Source organism: Winogradskyella wichelsiae, assembly GCF_013403925.1.
GTDB lineage: Bacteria > Bacteroidota > Bacteroidia > Flavobacteriales > Flavobacteriaceae > Winogradskyella > Winogradskyella wichelsiae.
Window position 1 is genome coordinate 223,971 of the sequence record NZ_JABFDJ010000001.1, and the last position, 16,855, is coordinate 240,825.

General features: G+C 31.4%; 15 protein-coding genes and 1 pseudogene. 13 read left to right on the top strand and 3 right to left on the bottom strand.

Features of this window, described 5'->3' with window-relative positions; genetic code table 11:
• Positions 1-11: 11 nt before the first annotated feature.
• The 7 genes from HM985_RS01065 (at position 12) to HM985_RS01095 (ending at position 7,173) form a co-directional block, all read left to right on the top strand.
• Positions 12-803, top strand: a complete 792-nt coding sequence (locus HM985_RS01065; RefSeq protein ID WP_179374458.1) for an anti-sigma factor — start codon at positions 12-14, stop codon at positions 801-803.
• Positions 804-979: 176 nt separating this feature from the next.
• Entirely contained in the window at positions 980-1,183 is a 204-nt protein-coding gene (locus HM985_RS01070) for a membrane or secreted protein (protein ID WP_179374459.1), read from the top strand.
• Between the two features lie 6 nt (positions 1,184-1,189).
• Positions 1,190-2,302: a glycosyltransferase gene (locus HM985_RS01075; protein WP_179374460.1), complete on the top strand. Its 1,113-nt coding sequence runs from the start codon at positions 1,190-1,192 to the stop codon at positions 2,300-2,302.
• Positions 2,293-2,838 (top strand): RNA polymerase sigma factor, encoded by a 546-nt coding sequence (locus HM985_RS01080; protein WP_179374461.1) that lies wholly within the window; start codon positions 2,293-2,295, stop codon positions 2,836-2,838. The genes HM985_RS01075 and HM985_RS01080 overlap by 10 nt, the downstream gene beginning before the upstream one ends.
• Before the next feature lie 176 nt (positions 2,839-3,014).
• The gene (lipA, locus tag HM985_RS01085; RefSeq protein WP_179374462.1) at positions 3,015-3,887 is read left to right on the top strand and encodes a lipoyl synthase; all 873 of its coding nucleotides are present in this window, start codon (positions 3,015-3,017) and stop codon (positions 3,885-3,887) included.
• Complete coding sequence (gene gap / locus HM985_RS01090; protein ID WP_179374463.1) at positions 3,887-4,870, top strand: type I glyceraldehyde-3-phosphate dehydrogenase; 984 nt, start codon at positions 3,887-3,889, stop codon at positions 4,868-4,870. Before lipA ends, gap begins: the two co-directional genes overlap by 1 nt.
• Positions 4,871-4,932: 62 nt before the next feature.
• On the top strand, positions 4,933-7,173 hold the full coding sequence (locus HM985_RS01095) for an ATP-binding protein (protein ID WP_246284877.1): 2,241 nt from the start codon (positions 4,933-4,935) through the stop codon (positions 7,171-7,173).
• Here the strand turns inward: HM985_RS01095 and lpxK are convergent.
• Positions 7,166-8,164 carry a tetraacyldisaccharide 4'-kinase gene (gene lpxK / locus HM985_RS01100; RefSeq protein ID WP_179374464.1) on the bottom strand — a complete coding sequence of 333 codons (999 nt, stop codon included), beginning with the start codon at positions 8,162-8,164 and terminating at the stop codon, positions 7,166-7,168. The two genes, HM985_RS01095 and lpxK, sit on opposite strands and share 8 nt — an antisense overlap.
• Positions 8,165-8,205: 41 nt before the next feature.
• On the opposite strand from lpxK, the gene HM985_RS01105 reads away from it, so the two are divergent.
• From HM985_RS01105 to msrA, 3 genes are all read left to right on the top strand, one after another.
• Positions 8,206-9,300 carry a Nif3-like dinuclear metal center hexameric protein gene (locus tag HM985_RS01105; protein ID WP_179374465.1) on the top strand — a complete coding sequence of 365 codons (1,095 nt, stop codon included), beginning with the start codon at positions 8,206-8,208 and terminating at the stop codon, positions 9,298-9,300.
• A gap of 2 nt (positions 9,301-9,302) precedes the next feature.
• The gene (locus HM985_RS01110) at positions 9,303-10,088 is read left to right on the top strand and encodes a zinc ribbon domain-containing protein (RefSeq protein WP_179374466.1); all 786 of its coding nucleotides are present in this window, start codon (positions 9,303-9,305) and stop codon (positions 10,086-10,088) included.
• Positions 10,089-10,237: 149 nt separating this feature from the next.
• A complete protein-coding gene (gene msrA, locus HM985_RS01115; RefSeq protein ID WP_179374467.1) occupies positions 10,238-10,900 on the top strand; it encodes a peptide-methionine (S)-S-oxide reductase MsrA in 663 nt (220 codons plus the stop codon).
• Positions 10,901-11,071: 171 nt separating this feature from the next.
• On the opposite strand, the pseudogene HM985_RS01120 reads toward msrA, so the two are convergent.
• Positions 11,072-12,475 (bottom strand): annotated as a pseudogene (locus HM985_RS01120) (Nramp family divalent metal transporter); the annotation flags it as partial.
• Between the two features lie 310 nt (positions 12,476-12,785).
• On the opposite strand from HM985_RS01120, the gene HM985_RS01125 reads away from it, so the two are divergent.
• Positions 12,786-13,475, top strand: a complete 690-nt coding sequence (locus tag HM985_RS01125) for a hypothetical protein (RefSeq protein WP_179374469.1) — start codon at positions 12,786-12,788, stop codon at positions 13,473-13,475.
• Between the two features lie 114 nt (positions 13,476-13,589).
• Here the strand turns inward: HM985_RS01125 and HM985_RS01130 are convergent, their stop codons facing one another.
• Positions 13,590-14,990 carry a sensor histidine kinase gene (locus tag HM985_RS01130; protein ID WP_179374470.1) on the bottom strand — a complete coding sequence of 467 codons (1,401 nt, stop codon included), beginning with the start codon at positions 14,988-14,990 and terminating at the stop codon, positions 13,590-13,592.
• A 118-nt stretch (positions 14,991-15,108) separates the two neighbouring features.
• Between HM985_RS01130 and kynU the strand changes: the two genes are divergently transcribed.
• Positions 15,109-16,410 carry a kynureninase gene (gene kynU, locus HM985_RS01135; protein WP_246284885.1) on the top strand — a complete coding sequence of 434 codons (1,302 nt, stop codon included), beginning with the start codon at positions 15,109-15,111 and terminating at the stop codon, positions 16,408-16,410.
• A complete protein-coding gene (locus tag HM985_RS01140) occupies positions 16,407-16,760 on the top strand; it encodes a hypothetical protein (protein WP_179374471.1) in 354 nt (117 codons plus the stop codon). Before kynU ends, HM985_RS01140 begins: the two co-directional genes overlap by 4 nt.
• Positions 16,761-16,855: the final 95 nt, after the last annotated feature.

Here is a 16,855-nt window from a genome sequence, read left to right on the forward strand (position 1 = left end):
ATTATTTGATCATGGAAAAACAAGTACAAACCTTTTTAAATTCCGACCTACTTCAGAAGTATTTGGTTGGAGACATTTCCTCAGAAGAGTCTAAAGAAGTCGAGCATTTTATTTCAAATTATCCTGAAGCAGCAGAAGCTTATGAAAAACTTCAAGATAATTTAGAAATTATTGCGAAAGCTGGCGCTGTAGATTTACCAAAAGATCTTCTCGGAGATATTTTAAATTCTTTAGATGAATCTAGCGATACTAAAGTGATTCATTTAACACAAGAGCGAAAAACCCCTTGGTACAGTTTTGCTGCGAGTGCAGCAGCAGTAATCTTTGCGGTAACATCTTTTATGTTTTATCAGAAAAATGAAGAACTTAAAAATGAAAACAACGTTGTAGTAGAAGAAATTTTTGATCTGCGCAGTGACATTCAAAATAACAATTCTAAATTAGATGATTTATCTAGAGAGTTATTAAAACTTAACAATCCGGATGCTAAGAAATATGTTATAAATGGTAATGAACGTGCTAAGAACTTAAAAACCGTAGCTTACATTAATTCTGTTGAAAAAACATCTATGATAGATGTTGTTACACTTCCTCAATTACCGAAAGAACAACAATATCAAATTTGGGCAGAACTACAAGATAAAATGGTTAATCTAGGTATTCTAGATGAGTCTGACCGTAGGTTAAAACAAATTCCTTACATGGAAGACGCTTTAGCACTTAGTATAAAAATTGGTACAAAAGGAGATAACGCTAACGAAAACGATACTGAAGTTGCAGAAATTTCTTTAAAAGACAACTAATAAATTATTAGTTAATTAATCCTAAAAGAGGCGCAATATTAATTGTGCCTCTTTTTTTGTTTAAAAAACAATCCCCTTAAAAGCTTATATAATTATTATTTGTGATGAAGTACCAACTAAAGGAACATTAAAATAAATGTAAAAGCGTTATCTTTGCATTAAATTCAAGAATTCAGATGAAATTACTCTTACTTACATTAGGATTATTAGCTTTAGCAGTAGCAGGAATTGCAATAAAGATTTGGGCAAAGAAAGACGGGAAATTTGCGGGCACTTGTGCGAGTCAAAACCCTATGCTTAATAAAGATGGAGAGGCTTGTGGTTTTTGTGGAAAATCGCCAGACGAATACAAAGACTGTAGCGAACCTCAACATTCATAAGTATTAATGACTCTTACTTTAATACTATTTTATGCATTTATTGCAGTAGTTAGTGTTCAAATTATTTATTACCTCAGTTTTCTCTTTTCTTTTGGAATTAAACATGCTGAAACACGCATAAAGAAACACATTCCAATATCTATTATTATCTGCGCTAAAAATGAAGCAGAAAATTTAAAGAAAAACATTCCTTTAATATTAAATCAGAACTATTCAAATTTCGAAATTGTTCTTGTTAACGACAGTTCTTCAGATGATTCATTAGAAATCATGGAAGAGTTTGCCTCTAATTATAATTCTATAAAATTAGTTAATGTTAAAGTAAGTGAAGCATTTTGGGGCAATAAGAAATACGCACTTACCCTAGGTATTAAAGCCTCTAAACATGAGTTTTTAGTTTTTACGGATGCAGATTGTAAACCAAACTCAAATGAGTGGTTAGCCCACTTAAGCAGTCATTTTTCTAATGAAAAATCTATAGTTTTAGGCTATGGAGCCTATGCTAAAAAGAAATTTTCTCTTTTAAACAAACTTATTCGGTTCGAAACTGTAATGACAGCCTTACAGTATTTTTCATATGCTAATATGAAATCCCCGTACATGGGAGTTGGCCGTAATATGGCTTACAAAAAAGATTTATTTTTTAATAATTGCGGGTTTAGCAGTCATATGTCCATTAAATCTGGAGATGATGATTTATTCATCAATGAAGTCTCTAACCCTTCAAATACAGCCATTTGTTTTACTAAAGAAAGTTTTACAATATCAGAACCTAAGACATCATTTAAAGCTTGGGTATTACAAAAAAGAAGACACATTAGCACTGCAAAACACTATAAGTCTAAACATAAAATATTGTTAGGCTTATTTTACATAACACAATTGTTATTCTGGATTTTAGGAATCGTATTATGTTTTATTGGATTCTCATGGCTATGGGTTACGATTTTAATAATATTGAGGTTTATAATTCAATGGTTTTGTTTTGGGTTCTCTGCTCAAAAACTTAAAGAATCAGATCTCATTTTTTGGATGCCTATTTTAGAAATATTACTTGTTACCTCTCAATTAAGTATCTTTATAATTAATTTGATATCTAAACCCAAGCATTGGAAATAAAAGAAGCTATAAGTAAAGCAAAAAACAACAATCAAATTGCGTTCAATTTCCTTTTGGATACGTATTGGAATGATGTTTTTGCGTTTCAACTTAAGCGAACTTCTAATGAGAATGATGCAGAAGATATTACCATTCAAACTTTCTCTAGAGCTTTTGACAAGATTGAGACTTACAATGAGGATTATAAGTTTAAAACGTGGCTTATTACCATTTCCAAAAATATCCATATAGACTTAGTTAGAAAACAAAAACATTCGATTAGAAATACCTCTAAAGATAACGACGACAATTATTTTAATATCGTTGATAATTCACCTACACCTGAAGATAAAATTATTACAGAACAAAATTTAGCAAAATTACTCCGAGATATTAAAAAGCTAAAACCACATTATCAAGAAATAATTAACCTTAGATATTTTCAAGAATTGAGTTATAAAGAAATTTCAGAAGTACTTAACGAACCTATTAATAATGTTAAAGTAAAACTCTTAAGAGCTAAAAAACTACTCGCTGCTATTATTACAAAAAGCTAACTCCTAAAGCTTTAGTTAAAGCACTACCTAGTTCTAAATTTTAAGGCGAGATTATTTCAAATTCTTTTACAATTAAAATCATATGCAATACAATAAAGTTAAGACTATAGTCCCTTTATACTATAAAGTATTTTAGTATTTACTTTGTATCTTTGTTCTAAGAAATTGATAATTGCATGGAAACTACAGTTGCTTCAAATATTTTACCAGAAAGAAAACCTAAATGGTTAAGAGTAAAATTACCTACAGGTAAAAAATATACGGAACTTAGATCGCTAGTTGATAAGTATAAATTAAATACTATTTGTACATCAGGAAGTTGTCCTAACATGGGAGAATGTTGGGGAGAAGGTACTGCTACGTTTATGATTTTAGGTAATGTATGTACAAGGTCTTGTGGTTTTTGTGGTGTTAAAACAGGACGACCAGAAACTGTAGATTGGGATGAACCTGAAAAAGTTGCACGTTCTATAAAATTGATGCAAATTAAGCATGCCGTTTTAACTAGTGTAGACCGTGATGACCTTAAAGATATGGGAAGCATTATGTGGGCAGAAACAGTAAAAGCTGTTCGCCGCATGAACCCAGAAACGACTTTAGAAACACTTATTCCAGATTTTCAAGGTCTAGAAAAACATATTGATCGTATCATTGATGTAGCACCTGAAGTTGTTTCTCATAATATTGAAACTGTAAGACGCTTAACACGTGATGTAAGAATACAGGCAAAATACGATCGTAGTTTAGGGGTTTTAAAATATTTAAAATCTCAAGGACAGCGCAGAACTAAATCTGGCATAATGTTAGGTCTTGGTGAAGAACGAGAAGAAGTGATACAGACGCTTCACGATTTACGAAATAATGATGTAGACGTTGTTACTATTGGGCAATATTTGCAACCAAGTAAAAAGCATTTACCTGTAAAATCTTTCATCAATCCCGATCAATTTAAAGAATACGAAGAAATTGGTTTAGAATTAGGATTTAGACACGTTGAGAGTAGCGCATTGGTTAGATCATCTTACAAGGCTCAAAAACACATTAATTAATGATTACTGTAGCGATTAATGGTTTTGGAAGAATAGGCCGTCGTGTATTTAGGTTGGCTTTAAATCATCCTCAAATTCAAATTGTAGCTATTAATGATTTAGCAGATACTAGAACCTTAAGTCATCTTCTTAAATATGATAGTATTCACGGAGTTTTAAAAGATGAAATTTCATTCGATGAAAAGCATATAATAGTAAACAATACTGCAATTCCGTTATACCGTAAATCACACCCTAAAGATTTAGATTGGTCTACAGTATCTCCAGATTTTGTTATTGAATCTACAGGTAAATTTAAAACGAAATCAGAATTACAACATCATATTTCAAACGGAGCAAAACGTGTTATTTTATCTGTGCCTGCGCTTGAAGATGATATAAAAACAATTGTTATAGGGGTTAATGATGATACTATAGATGGTACAGAAACTATTTTATCTAATGCATCTTGTACGACCAATAATGCAGCACCAATGATCGCCTTAATAAAAGAACATCTTGGTATAAAGCAAGCCTATATAACAACCATTCACTCATATACTACAGATCAAAGCTTACATGACCAACCTCATAAAGATTTAAGACGGGCAAGAGCAGCAGGCCAATCCATAGTACCTACAACAACAGGAGCAGCAAAAGCATTGACAAAAATTTTTCCTGACCTATCCGACGTAATTGGTGGTTGTGGTATTAGAGTTCCCGTTGCAAATGGCTCTTTAACAGATATTACAATTAATGTTGAAAAACCAACGTCTATTGCAGAAGTAAATTCAATTTTTAAAAATGCTGCAAAAAATCATTTAAAAGGCATTCTTGAATACACAGAAGACCCCATAGTATCTATTGATATTGTTGGAAATTCCCACTCTTGTATTTTTGATGCTCAAATGACCTCTGTTATTGGCAACATGGTAAAAATAGTAGGCTGGTATGATAATGAGACGGGCTATAGTTCAAGAATTTTGGACTTGATTAGCGATTAATCGGACAAAAAATAACTTTTGCCGAATAAATAATTATATTTGTTTAAATTAAACCGAGCTGAATGTCTCTTATCAAACATTGCCTATTTATCACACTAACCTTTTACTGCATAATCAGTTACGGACAACAAGAAGGTGTAATAGATAATGAGATGCTCTCCCTTAGACTTCTCGAACGTATCAATCAAGCAAAGTCAGATAGTGATCGTGGTAAATATCATAACGCTTTAGAAAACTTAGATGAAGCGTTAAGTATTGCCTTAAAAATTGAAGACCAATCTAACTTAGGTAAAATTTACACTAAAATATCAAAAATTCAATTCTTAGTTGGGGAAAAAGATAAAGCCGACGTTTCTATAAAAAAAGCCATGCAGATTCAACGAGACATCGATGATTATGGCAACCTAGCAATTGCCTATAATATAAAAGGTGTAATGCATAGCACACAGAATGAATATGAAGATGCTTTAGAATATTTTAACTCTGCTAAAGGCCTCTTTGAACAAGAAAATTTAGAGGAGTACACTTCAGATGTTTTATTAAATGAAGCAAAAATATATATTCAACAAAACCGATTAGAAGAAGCAAAATTCAACTTAGAAAAGACTATTATTTTAGCAAAAAAATACAATCAATTAAATCGTCTAAGTGCTGCTTTAATATATAGCGCAAAAGTTTATTTAGCTTTAGGAAATACTAAAATAGCATTATCTCAAGTTGAAGAAGGTTTGGAAATAGCGCAAGACAACAATATCATTCAAGATAAAAATGAAGCTTATTTAACTTTAAGTGATATTCACGAAAAAAATGAAGATTATAAAAATTCTCATTTATACATTAAAAAACATATTCACTTATCAGACTCTATTTTAAATGTAACTAGGGAAAACTTAGATATTGAAGCCTCTGGTGAATCAATTAATAATTATAAAGAAGCACAAAACGCACAGCTAAAAGCTCAGATTGATGAAGTAAGTGCAGAAAGTGCCTTTATAAGAATTACAACGATACTGAGTATTGCTTTAATTACAATACTCTCATTACTCACCTTATCATTGTATAAAAACAACAATATAAGACTGAACACCAACACAATGCTTCATAAAAAAAATGACGAACTTATTCTTGCTAAAGAAAAAGCCGAGTTAGCATCAAAAACAAAAGCAAACTTTTTATCTACAGTTACCCACGAGTTAAGGACACCATTATACGCTGTAACAGGTCTTACCAATATGTTGTTAGATGAAGACCCTAAACCGCATCAATTATCTCATTTAAAGTCTTTAAAATTCTCTGGAGATTATTTACTTACTTTCATTAACGATATTCTTCAAATAAATAAAATTGAAGCCAATAAAGTTGAAGTAGATCCAGAGCACTTTAATTTAAGAAATAAATTAGAAAATGTAATCTCAGCACTTAGCAACTCTGCAAACAACCAGGATACAAAAATTCATTTTGAATATGAAAATGGTATACCTGAAACATTTATAGGAGATCAATTAAAAATCTCTCAAATTTTAATCAATCTACTTGGTAATGCTATTAAATTCACGAAAGATGGAGATATTTGGGTAAGGACGTACAAAATTGACAAAAAAGATAACATTTATTATCTTCGTTTTGAAATCGAAGATAATGGTATAGGTATTACAAAAGAAAAGCAGAATCACATGTTTGAGAGTTTCTCTCAGGGTTCGGTACAAATTAATAGAAAATATGGCGGAACAGGTTTAGGTTTATCGATTGTTAAAGGACTTATTCAGATCCTTAAAGGAAAAATTTACTTGAAGAGTGAACTTGGAAAAGGCACAACATTCTTTTTTGAAATTCCTTTGGAGTATGATAAAAATGTAGACAAAACTGAAGTTGTAGAAGTTATAAAAGCAAATAAAATGGAAAGTTTAGATTTAAGCAATGTTAAAATTCTTATTGTAGAAGATAACAAGATTAATCAAATGATTACTAAGAAGATCCTTAATAAAATGAACCTCAATTGCGATGTCGTTGATAATGGTGAAGATGCTGTAGAAATTGTAAAAACAACGAATTATGATATTGTTTTAATGGATATACATATGCCTGGAATTAGTGGATTAGAAGCTACTAAAATGATTAGAGCATTTGATAAAAAAATAACCATATTTGCTTTAACTGCGGTAACTCTCGAAGATAAAATGCACGAATTTGGTGATGCTGGTTTTGACGATATTATATCTAAACCATTTAAGCAAGATGACTTTGAAGACAAGTTACATGCCGCTCTTACTGGAGAAAAAATTGTCTCCAGCTTCTTTAGTTAACAAACTGCTGTACTGCTGCATTAAATTGAGCAGACCTATCTATTTTTATTTCAATAGGTAAATAGTATAATTTGCCATTTAAACTTTTATAATCCTTTAACCTCACGTAATCTTTCTCAGTTGTAATCACCAGTCCTTTTGATTCTAGGTTATTAATATCAGAAGCTTTAAAATCATAATGATCATTAAATTCCAAATGATCAAACTCTAATTCTTTTTCTGTTAAAAAATCAACCAAAGGTTTAGCGTTAGCAATACCTGTAACCAACGTAAATTTTGGTAACGCAGATAATTCTAATGCTTCAAATTCAGATTTCACTTGAGGTGCATAATCGATATAACTAAAAAACAATTGCTGATTTCTACTTAATTTTAATCTTGAAGTTATCTCTTGTTTCTCTAGCGCTGTAATCCCTTTATCACATTTAGTCACCACAATTAAATCTGCACGATTAGCGGCAGATCGCGGTTCTCGCAAATTTCCTGTAGGCAGAACGATGTCTTTATAGTATAAATTATTATAAGCTGTTAAAAGCACATTAAACCCTGCTTCTACTTTTCTGTGCTGATAAGCATCATCTAATAATACAACGTCAGGTTTTACATCTAATGTTCTCAATTGCTCAATACCATTCTGCCGATTAGCATCTACGGCTACAATTACATCGTTAAACTTTCTATGGAACTGAAAAGGTTCATCTCCAATAGTATCTGCAGTGGCTCTTTCATCGGCTAATACAAAACCTTCTGTTTTACGCTTATAGCCTCGACTTAAGGTTGCTAATTCTTTTTCATCCTTTAACAATCGAATTAAATACTCTATCATCGGCGTTTTCCCAGTACCACCTGTACTAAGGTTACCGACGCAAATCACAGGAAAATCATAAGATTTAGACGTTTTTAATCCAACATCAAACAACCAATTCCGAAACCAAGTAATGAGGTAATAAATTGGTACTATAGGAAACAATATGATGCGGATAAACTTCACGACGGCTAAATTATATTATTTTTGAAAACAAATATACACTTATGATTATACAAGACGTCATTAATCACTTACACAACTTAGCTCCTTTAGCTTATGCTGAAGATTTTGATAACGTAGGTCTTTTAGTTGGTGATAAAAATGAAAGCGTTACAGGTATCCTTGTTACATTAGACACACTTGAAGAAGTTGTAGATGAGGCTATTGAAAACAAGTGTAACCTTATAGTAAGCTTCCACCCTATTATTTTTAAAGGTTTAAAAAAACTCACCGGAAAAACTTATGTAGAGCGTGTTGTAATTAAAGCGATTAAAAATAACATCGCCATATTTTCAATTCACACGGCTTTAGATAATGCTTTTCAAGGTGTTAATTCTATCATTTGTGACCAATTAGGCTTATTGAGTAAAAAAGTTTTAATCCCACAAACAGGCACGATTAAAAAACTGCAAACTTATGTTCCAAAAGAAAATGCAGAAGCATTAAGAATAGCTTTATTTGAAGTTGGAGCTGGAAGTATTGGCAATTACGAATCCTGTAGTTTTAATGTTGAAGGTGAAGGCACTTATTTAGGTAACGAAAATTCAAATCCTGTAATTGGTAAAAAAGGTGAGTTCCATACAGAAAAAGAGATCGCCATTTCTATAACTTACACAAAACATCTTGAGTCTAGTATTTTAAAGACACTTTTTGAAATGCATCCTTATGAAGAAGTCGCTTATGAAATTACAACCTTAGAAAACACCAATCAACATATAGGTATAGGTATGATAGGTGAGCTCGAAACAGCTTTAGAAACCAAAGATTGTCTTAATTTCATTAAAACTAGAATGAATACAGAATGTATTAAACATTCTAAATCATTAAGCAAACCTATAAAAAAAATCGCTGTTTTAGGCGGATCAGGCAGTTTTGCAATTCCGGCTGCAAAAGCTATGAATGCTGACCTTTTCATTACTGCAGACTTAAAATATCATGATTTTTTTAGTGCCGAAAACGATATTATTTTAGCCGATATTGGTCATTACGAAAGCGAACAGTTCACAAAATCGTTTTTAGTAGACTATCTGTCGAAAAAAATCACTAATTTTGCCATCATTTTATCAAAGACAAATACAAATCCGATAAAGTATTTATAATTATGGCAAAGAAAGCTGAAGTTTCTGTTGAAGAGCGATTAAGAGCACTATATGATTTACAATTAATTGACTCTAGAGTAGATGAAATAAGAAATGTCAGAGGTGAGCTTCCTTTAGAAGTGAGAGATTTAGAAGACGAAGTTGAAGGACTTAACTTAAGAATGGATAAGCTAAATGATAGCTTAACTATTATTGATGAAGACATTAAAGGAAAGAAAAACTTAATTGAAGAAGCAAAAACTTTAATTAAAAAATACACTGAGCAACAAAAGAATGTTAGAAATAACAGAGAATATAACTCATTGACAAAAGAAATTGAATTTCAAGAATTAGAGATTCAATTGGCTGAAAAAAACATTAAAGAATTCAAAGTTCAGATAGAGCAGAAAAAAGAAGTTATTTCTGGAACTAAAGATCGTTTAAAGGATCGTGTAGCACACTTAAAGCATAAAAAAGGTGAACTTAACGAAATCTTAAAGGAAACTGAAAAAGAAGAAGATGCTTTAAAAGGAAAGTCTGAAGATTTTCAAAAGAAAATTGATGACCGTTTAGTTAAGGCTTACCAAAGAATTAGAAACAACGTTAAAAATGGTTTAGCTGTTGTTGCTATTGAGCGTGGTGCTTCTGGAGGTTCTTTCTTTACAATTCCACCACAAATTCAAGTAGAGATTGCTTCTCGTAAAAAAGTAATTACTGATGAGCATAGTGGACGTATCTTAGTTGATGCTGAATTAGCTGAAGAAGAAAAAATAAAAATGAACAAATTATTCGCTAAACTTAGCAAGTAGTTTTTCAATACTTTATATAAAAAAAGCCTTTGCATTAGCAAAGGCTTTTTTTTGTGACTTAAAAGTAGAACATTGTTCTTAACATTATTTTACAATAATTGAGATTAAGGTTTTATAACTTAACCCGACTAAAAAAGAAAAATTAAAAGATGAAAAAGTTACTATCTGTTTTAACCATTGCCTTATTATTTAGTTGCCATAATCAGGCACAAGTAAACCCGAAACAACAAGCTGTTATAGATGCAGAACCTGTAACTGTTCCTTTAAAAGACGGAAAAGCCAAAGCTTATTTTGCAAGCGGATGTTTTTGGTGCGTTGAAGCTATTTTTGAAAGTGTAAAAGGTGTTGACGAATCTATATCAGGTTATTCTGGTGGATTTTCAAAAAATCCTACGTACGAAGCTAGCAATACAGGTAAAACAGGACATGCAGAAGCCGTAGAGATTATTTACGATCCAGAGATTATAAGTTTTAAAGAACTAGTTGACGTGTATTTTGGTTCTCAAATTCCAACGCAAGTTAATGGACAAGGACCAGATCATGGGTCTCAATACCGTTCTATTATATTTTACCAAAATAACGAGCAAAAGAAAATTATCGAAGATAAGAAAGCTGCTTTAGCAAAAGAATTAGATGCTGTAATTGCCGCTGAAGTTTATCCTTTTCAAAAATTTTGGATCGCTGAAGATTATCACCAAAACTATGAACGTCTTCATCCTAATCAAGGTTATATTCAAGGGGTTTCTATTCCGAGACTAAACAAGTTTAAGGCTAAATTTCCTGAGTTATTAAAAAGTGATTTAAAACATTAGTATATAGCAAAAGACCTATAACGTTATTTCAACATTATAGGTCTTACTGTTTTACTTCTCTAAGAGTTATTCAATCTCAACACTTATTACTGGATTTAATATTCCAATTTTAATAGGTTTGAGGTTTTGCATATTGATTCATTAACCATCTCCTAAAGGTAATTCTGGTTCATTATTTGATTTCGACTTTAAAAACGGATGTATAAATACATAAATTAACAACGCTATAGCAGCCAAAGTAATAGGTATCACAAGAGCATAAATTAAAATAACCTTATTAGGTGATGCTTCACTTATCCATCCTTTAATTTCCGTAACAACCAAACTAATATTAAGATATACAATAATGGCCGTACTAATCCAAGCTAAAATTTTAACCCATAATTTTATTGCAAATTCCTTCATCATTTTTTTATCTGAATTAAAATGAATGAGAGGAATAATAGCAAACCCCAATTGTAAACTTAAAACAACCTGACTCAATACTAAAAGGTTTCCTAAAGCAGATTCACCAAAATATAATATGGTAAACAACGCTGGGATTATAGCCAATAAGCGCGTTATTAAACGCCTTAACCACGGCTTTATACGAAGATTTAAATGCCCTTCCATAACAATTTGCCCCGCTAGTGTACCAGTAATCGTTGAACTTTGCCCTGCTGCAATTAAAGCAATCGCAAAAAAAGCTGGAGCTACACTTCCAAAAAGATTCTCCAATAATTTAGACGCATCTTGGATTTCTGCAATGTTATAGTATCCATTAACATAAAATGCAGATCCTGCTAAAACTAAAATAGCGGCATTCACAAAAAAAGCGAGATTTAAAGCTATTGTAGTATCTATAAAATTATATCTAATAGCTTTTGTTATCCCTTTAAAAGTTCGGTCAATCTTTCTTGTTTGTACTAATGAAGAGTGTAAATACAAATTATGAGGCATTACAGTTGCACCAATAATCCCAATACCAATATAAAGTGCGTCATCAGATAAACCCGTAGGCATAAGTCCTTTTACCACATCCGTATAAACAGGCCCCGTAATTAGCATTTCAACCACAAAAGATGCTCCTATGATAAAAACAAGACAAACGATAAATACCTCCATAGTCCGCATTCCTTTTTTTAGCAAGTATAAAAGTAAAACAGTATCTAGAGCGGTTAGACTTATTCCCCATATTAGAGGAAGACCAAAAAGTAAATTTAACCCAATGGCCATACCAATAATTTCAGCTAAATCGCATGCTGCAATAGCAATTTCAGCCAAAATATATAAAGGTATATTAGCCCAACTAGGATAGGCATTTCTAGAAGCTTGTGCAAGATCAAGTCCTTTTACAATTCCTAATCTAGCACTTAAAGACTGTAATAAAAGGGCTATAAGGTTAGACATTAAAAGCACCCAAATTAATTTATAGCCAAATTGAGAACCTGCTGCAATATCGGTAGCCCAATTTCCTGGATCCATATACCCTACACTTATAAGGTATGCTGGCCCTATGAAAGCTAGTATTTTTCTCCAGCCTTTTTTATTTGTGCTAACTGAAGAATTCACCTCACTTAATGATTCTAAACTCATAAGTCTTTGAAATTTTCCATCATAAACTAATTATAACTTAAGGCTACAAAACTACAACGGAAATTTGAGGAATAGCACTTCTAATACCGAACAAATCTCATTAGTAATAAAGAATAAATATATTTCAATATTTATTGTATTGAATTACATATTTCAACATTACGTAGAGAATAAATCAGAATAAAGCAATAATAAATAAAGAGCTTTAATAAGAGATTCTTTTAGCAAGTAATCCCTTTTTTACTTCAAAATAATTAGTCTCATTATACATCGTTGATTAATTTTGTATTGAATAAAAATCACTTTTACTATGAAATCATTTTATCTTGGCTTAATATGTTTAATGCTTGTTTCAAGTTGCAAATCCGATAACAAGGAAGAAATTGCAGTAGAAACTAAGAAAGAAATAGCATTAGCAGAAAAAATTGCCAATGCCCATGGTTTTGAAAATTGGAAAAATGTTTCAAAGGTAAGTTTCACATTCCAAGTAGATAAAGATACTCTTAAAGGAAAAGGAAGAACTTGGACCTGGTTTCCTAAAGAAGACAAAGTCCTTTTAAGAGATAACGACACGACTTATAATTATATAAGAAGCCAAGTAGACAGCACAACGATTGCTATAGATAAAGCATTTATTAATGATAAATTTTGGTTATTAATCCCTTTTCAAATGGTTTGGGATACCTCTGCAAATATAAGTGAGCCAAAAAAATCGGAAGCTCCAATAAGTAAAACAGAATTAAACATGACGACACTTACTTATTCTGATAATGGTGGTTATACACCAGGAGATGCTTATGATATTTATTACGATGACAACTACATCATTAAAGAATGGACTTATAGAAAAGGAAATTCTGAAGCACCTTCACTTTCTACGACATTTGAAAATATTAAAATTTTTAATGGTATCAAAATTGCTATAGATCACAAACAAGAAGGTGCAACCTGGAATCTTAATTTTACAGATGTGAGCATTACTTTGGACACCAAAAAATAAGGTCTTACATTTACAACCTATAATGTAAGTTTCACGCAGATAGTTTCGACTTAAAGCGTATAGCTTACATTTTCCGCCTTTTGGCGCCTATATATATTTAAAGCATCTCATCTTTTAAGATTGAGGTGCTTTTTCATTTAAGTCAATATCAATATTAAATAAAAAGGATGTTCCTTCTCCTTCTTTACTTTCTATGATTAAATTATCGCCTAGCATTTCAATGTAAGCTTTAGATATAGAAAGTCCGATGCCGCTGCCATGAAGTGCATTTTTGTTAGCGACATCGACTTGATAAAAAGGATTAAAGATGGTCTCTATTTTGTCTTCAGGAATACCAATTCCTGTATCTCTTAACATAAATTGTATTTGAGGTTTAACACTATCTAAATGACAACTTAGTGAAATATGACCACCTTCAGGCGTGTATTTTATTGCATTTTCTACCAAATGCATTAATGCTACTTTGAACTTATCAAGATCTGAGTTAACGTAACATTCTTTTTTAGGAATAAAATTATTTAAAACAAACTGAACCTTTTTAGATTTTGCTTCAGGTAAAAATAATTGATGAATTGACGCAACCGTTTCGCTAATATTAAAAGTCGATTTATTTGTACTCATTAAGCCTGTTTCTATTTTAGATATGTTCATAATATCCGTCATAGCGTTTAACAACTCTTGGCCATTATTTTCTATAATACTAATATATTCTTTAAAATCCTCATCCTCTACATTATAAGACTTTAATAGATCTGCACAGCCAAGAATACCGTACATTGGCGTTCTAATCTCATGACTCATATTAGCCAAAAATGCAGTTTTTAACTTATCGGTTTCCTCTGCTTTTTCTTTAGCCATAATTACATTTTTGTGTTTTTCCACTAATTCTTTCTGTAAATGATTTTCTTTTAAAAGAGCGTCGTACAAATGGCGTATTAAAAATGAAACCGAAAATACAGTCATCAAAATAAAAAGAGTGTTATTAACACATATAATGATTAAGACTTCAAGTCGTTCTCCTGTAAAAACTTTTAAATCAAAAAGCTTAAAATAAAATATTACAATAATAGTTAAGTACGCTAACCCAATAAAAACAACAGTTTTAATCCCCGCCTTTCGGCCACTAAACAAGGTGACCAAAATACTAAGCATAAATAATATAAGTCCACTACTACTTTTTAGTCCTATATATAAAATAAGAGCAAATCCTAATAGAAATAGATTAACAGAGAACACTTTTTTCTTTGTTTGCAAACTCATTTTATTATTAAAAAATAAAAATGCAATTACAGAAATAGCTACAGTATCTACACAAAAAACATACCATTTATCTAAAATAATAGCAGTAATAGCACTTGGCACATAAGACATTAAACCTAGAGGGAGAATTAATATCAATATAGAAACGAATAGTTTATCTCTAAAATAAGACAATTCATCTTGCCCACTTTCTCTAGAAAAACGACTATACGTAATATACCATTGGTGGTAAGAAGACCAAAGTTTCTTTAGCATCTATAAGTTGATTGATTTCACTAAATTTAATCAGAAAATATTAATTATACTAGTATTTCTTTACAATTAATCAACTGATAACGTATACTTTAATCTATTATTAAAATATCATATAATTATGCTATTTTTGTTAGCAACCGAAAACTTACTCACTTTGCCCAATTATAAAATAGATCTTGACTACGCTAAACAACAAGACAATTTAGACGAATTATCACACTACAGAGAACAATTTCATATCCCAAAAGATAAGAATGGCAATGAACTCATTTACCTCTGTGGAAACTCTTTAGGCTTACAACCTAAATCTACAAAAGCTTACATTAATCAAGAGTTAGACGATTGGGCCAACTTAGGTGTCGAAGGGCATACTGATGCTAAAAACCCTTGGCTACCTTATCATGAATTTTTAACGGAAGCTACTGCAAAATTAGTTGGTGCAAAACCAATTGAAGTGGTAACCATGAATTCCTTAACTGCGAATCTTCACTTCATGATGGCTTCATTTTACAAGCCAACCAAAGAGCGCCATAAAATAATTATTGAAAGTGATGCGTTCCCTTCAGATAAATATGCTGTAGAATCCCAATTACGTCATCATGGTTACGATGATAAAGAAGGTTTAATTTTATGGTCACCAAGAGAAGGAGAAGAATTATTACGCTATGAAGATTTAGAAGCGATTTTAGAAAAACACGGAAACGAAGTTGCCTTAGTGATGGTTGGTGGCGTTAATTATTACACAGGCCAGTTTTTCGACTTTAAACGCATTACCAACCTTGGACATCAATACGGCTGTAAAGTTGGTTTTGATTGTGCTCATGGCGCAGGAAATGTAGATTTAGATTTACATAATTCCGGTGCAGATTTCGCGGTTTGGTGTACTTATAAATATATGAATTCTGGTCCAGGAAGTTTATCGGGTTGCTTTGTCCATGAGCGTCATGCTTATGACAAAACCTTAAATAGACTTACGGGTTGGTGGAGCCACAATAAAGACACGCGTTTTAATATGCGTCATGAATTTGATGTTTTACCAGGTGCCGAAGGTTGGCAATTAAGTAATCCACCCATTTTATCTATGGCTGCCATTAAAGCGTCTTTAGATATGTTTAATGAAATTGGAATTAAAAAACTCATTGATAAATCAAAAAAACTAACTGGTTATTTCGAGTTTCTATTAAAAGAACTAGGCGAAGATACCATTAGAATCATCACACCCGAAAATCCTGAAGAACGCGGTTGCCAACTATCCATCCAAGTTTTAAACGCAGATAAATCCTTACACAATAAATTAACTGAAGCCGGAGTCATTAGCGATTGGAGAGAGCCCGATGTTATTCGTTGTGCACCAACACCATTATATAATTCGTTTGAAGATGTGTATTTAATGGTAGAGAAATTGAAAGCACTTTTATGAATAAAATATTTTCCATTATAAAAGATGAAAACATACTTTTAAAAATCAGAAAAAAATCAGAAACGAGTTTTTCAGAATATCACTTTTTAGGATTCCTCTCTTTTTTCTACAACTTAGGGCATGATTACTTAATAATTACAAATAAAAGAATCGTAGTCATTATTAAAGATGAATTGATAAAGAATGTAGAATATCAAGTATTTTCTAGTCTCGAATTCAATTCTAATAACAATAATTTACAATTCAAGAATCATAAAGGTCAAACGCAAATTATTAATTTAAATAGATTTAGACCTTCGTATGAAGACATTCAGAACATCAAAAAAATATTGAATAAGACAAGTGTTTAATCTGAATTCTAAAATATCAACACTTCAAATATAGCATTAGCAACAATTTGAAACCATAAAACTGATTTCTGCCTTTGTAGAGATAACAAAAACAT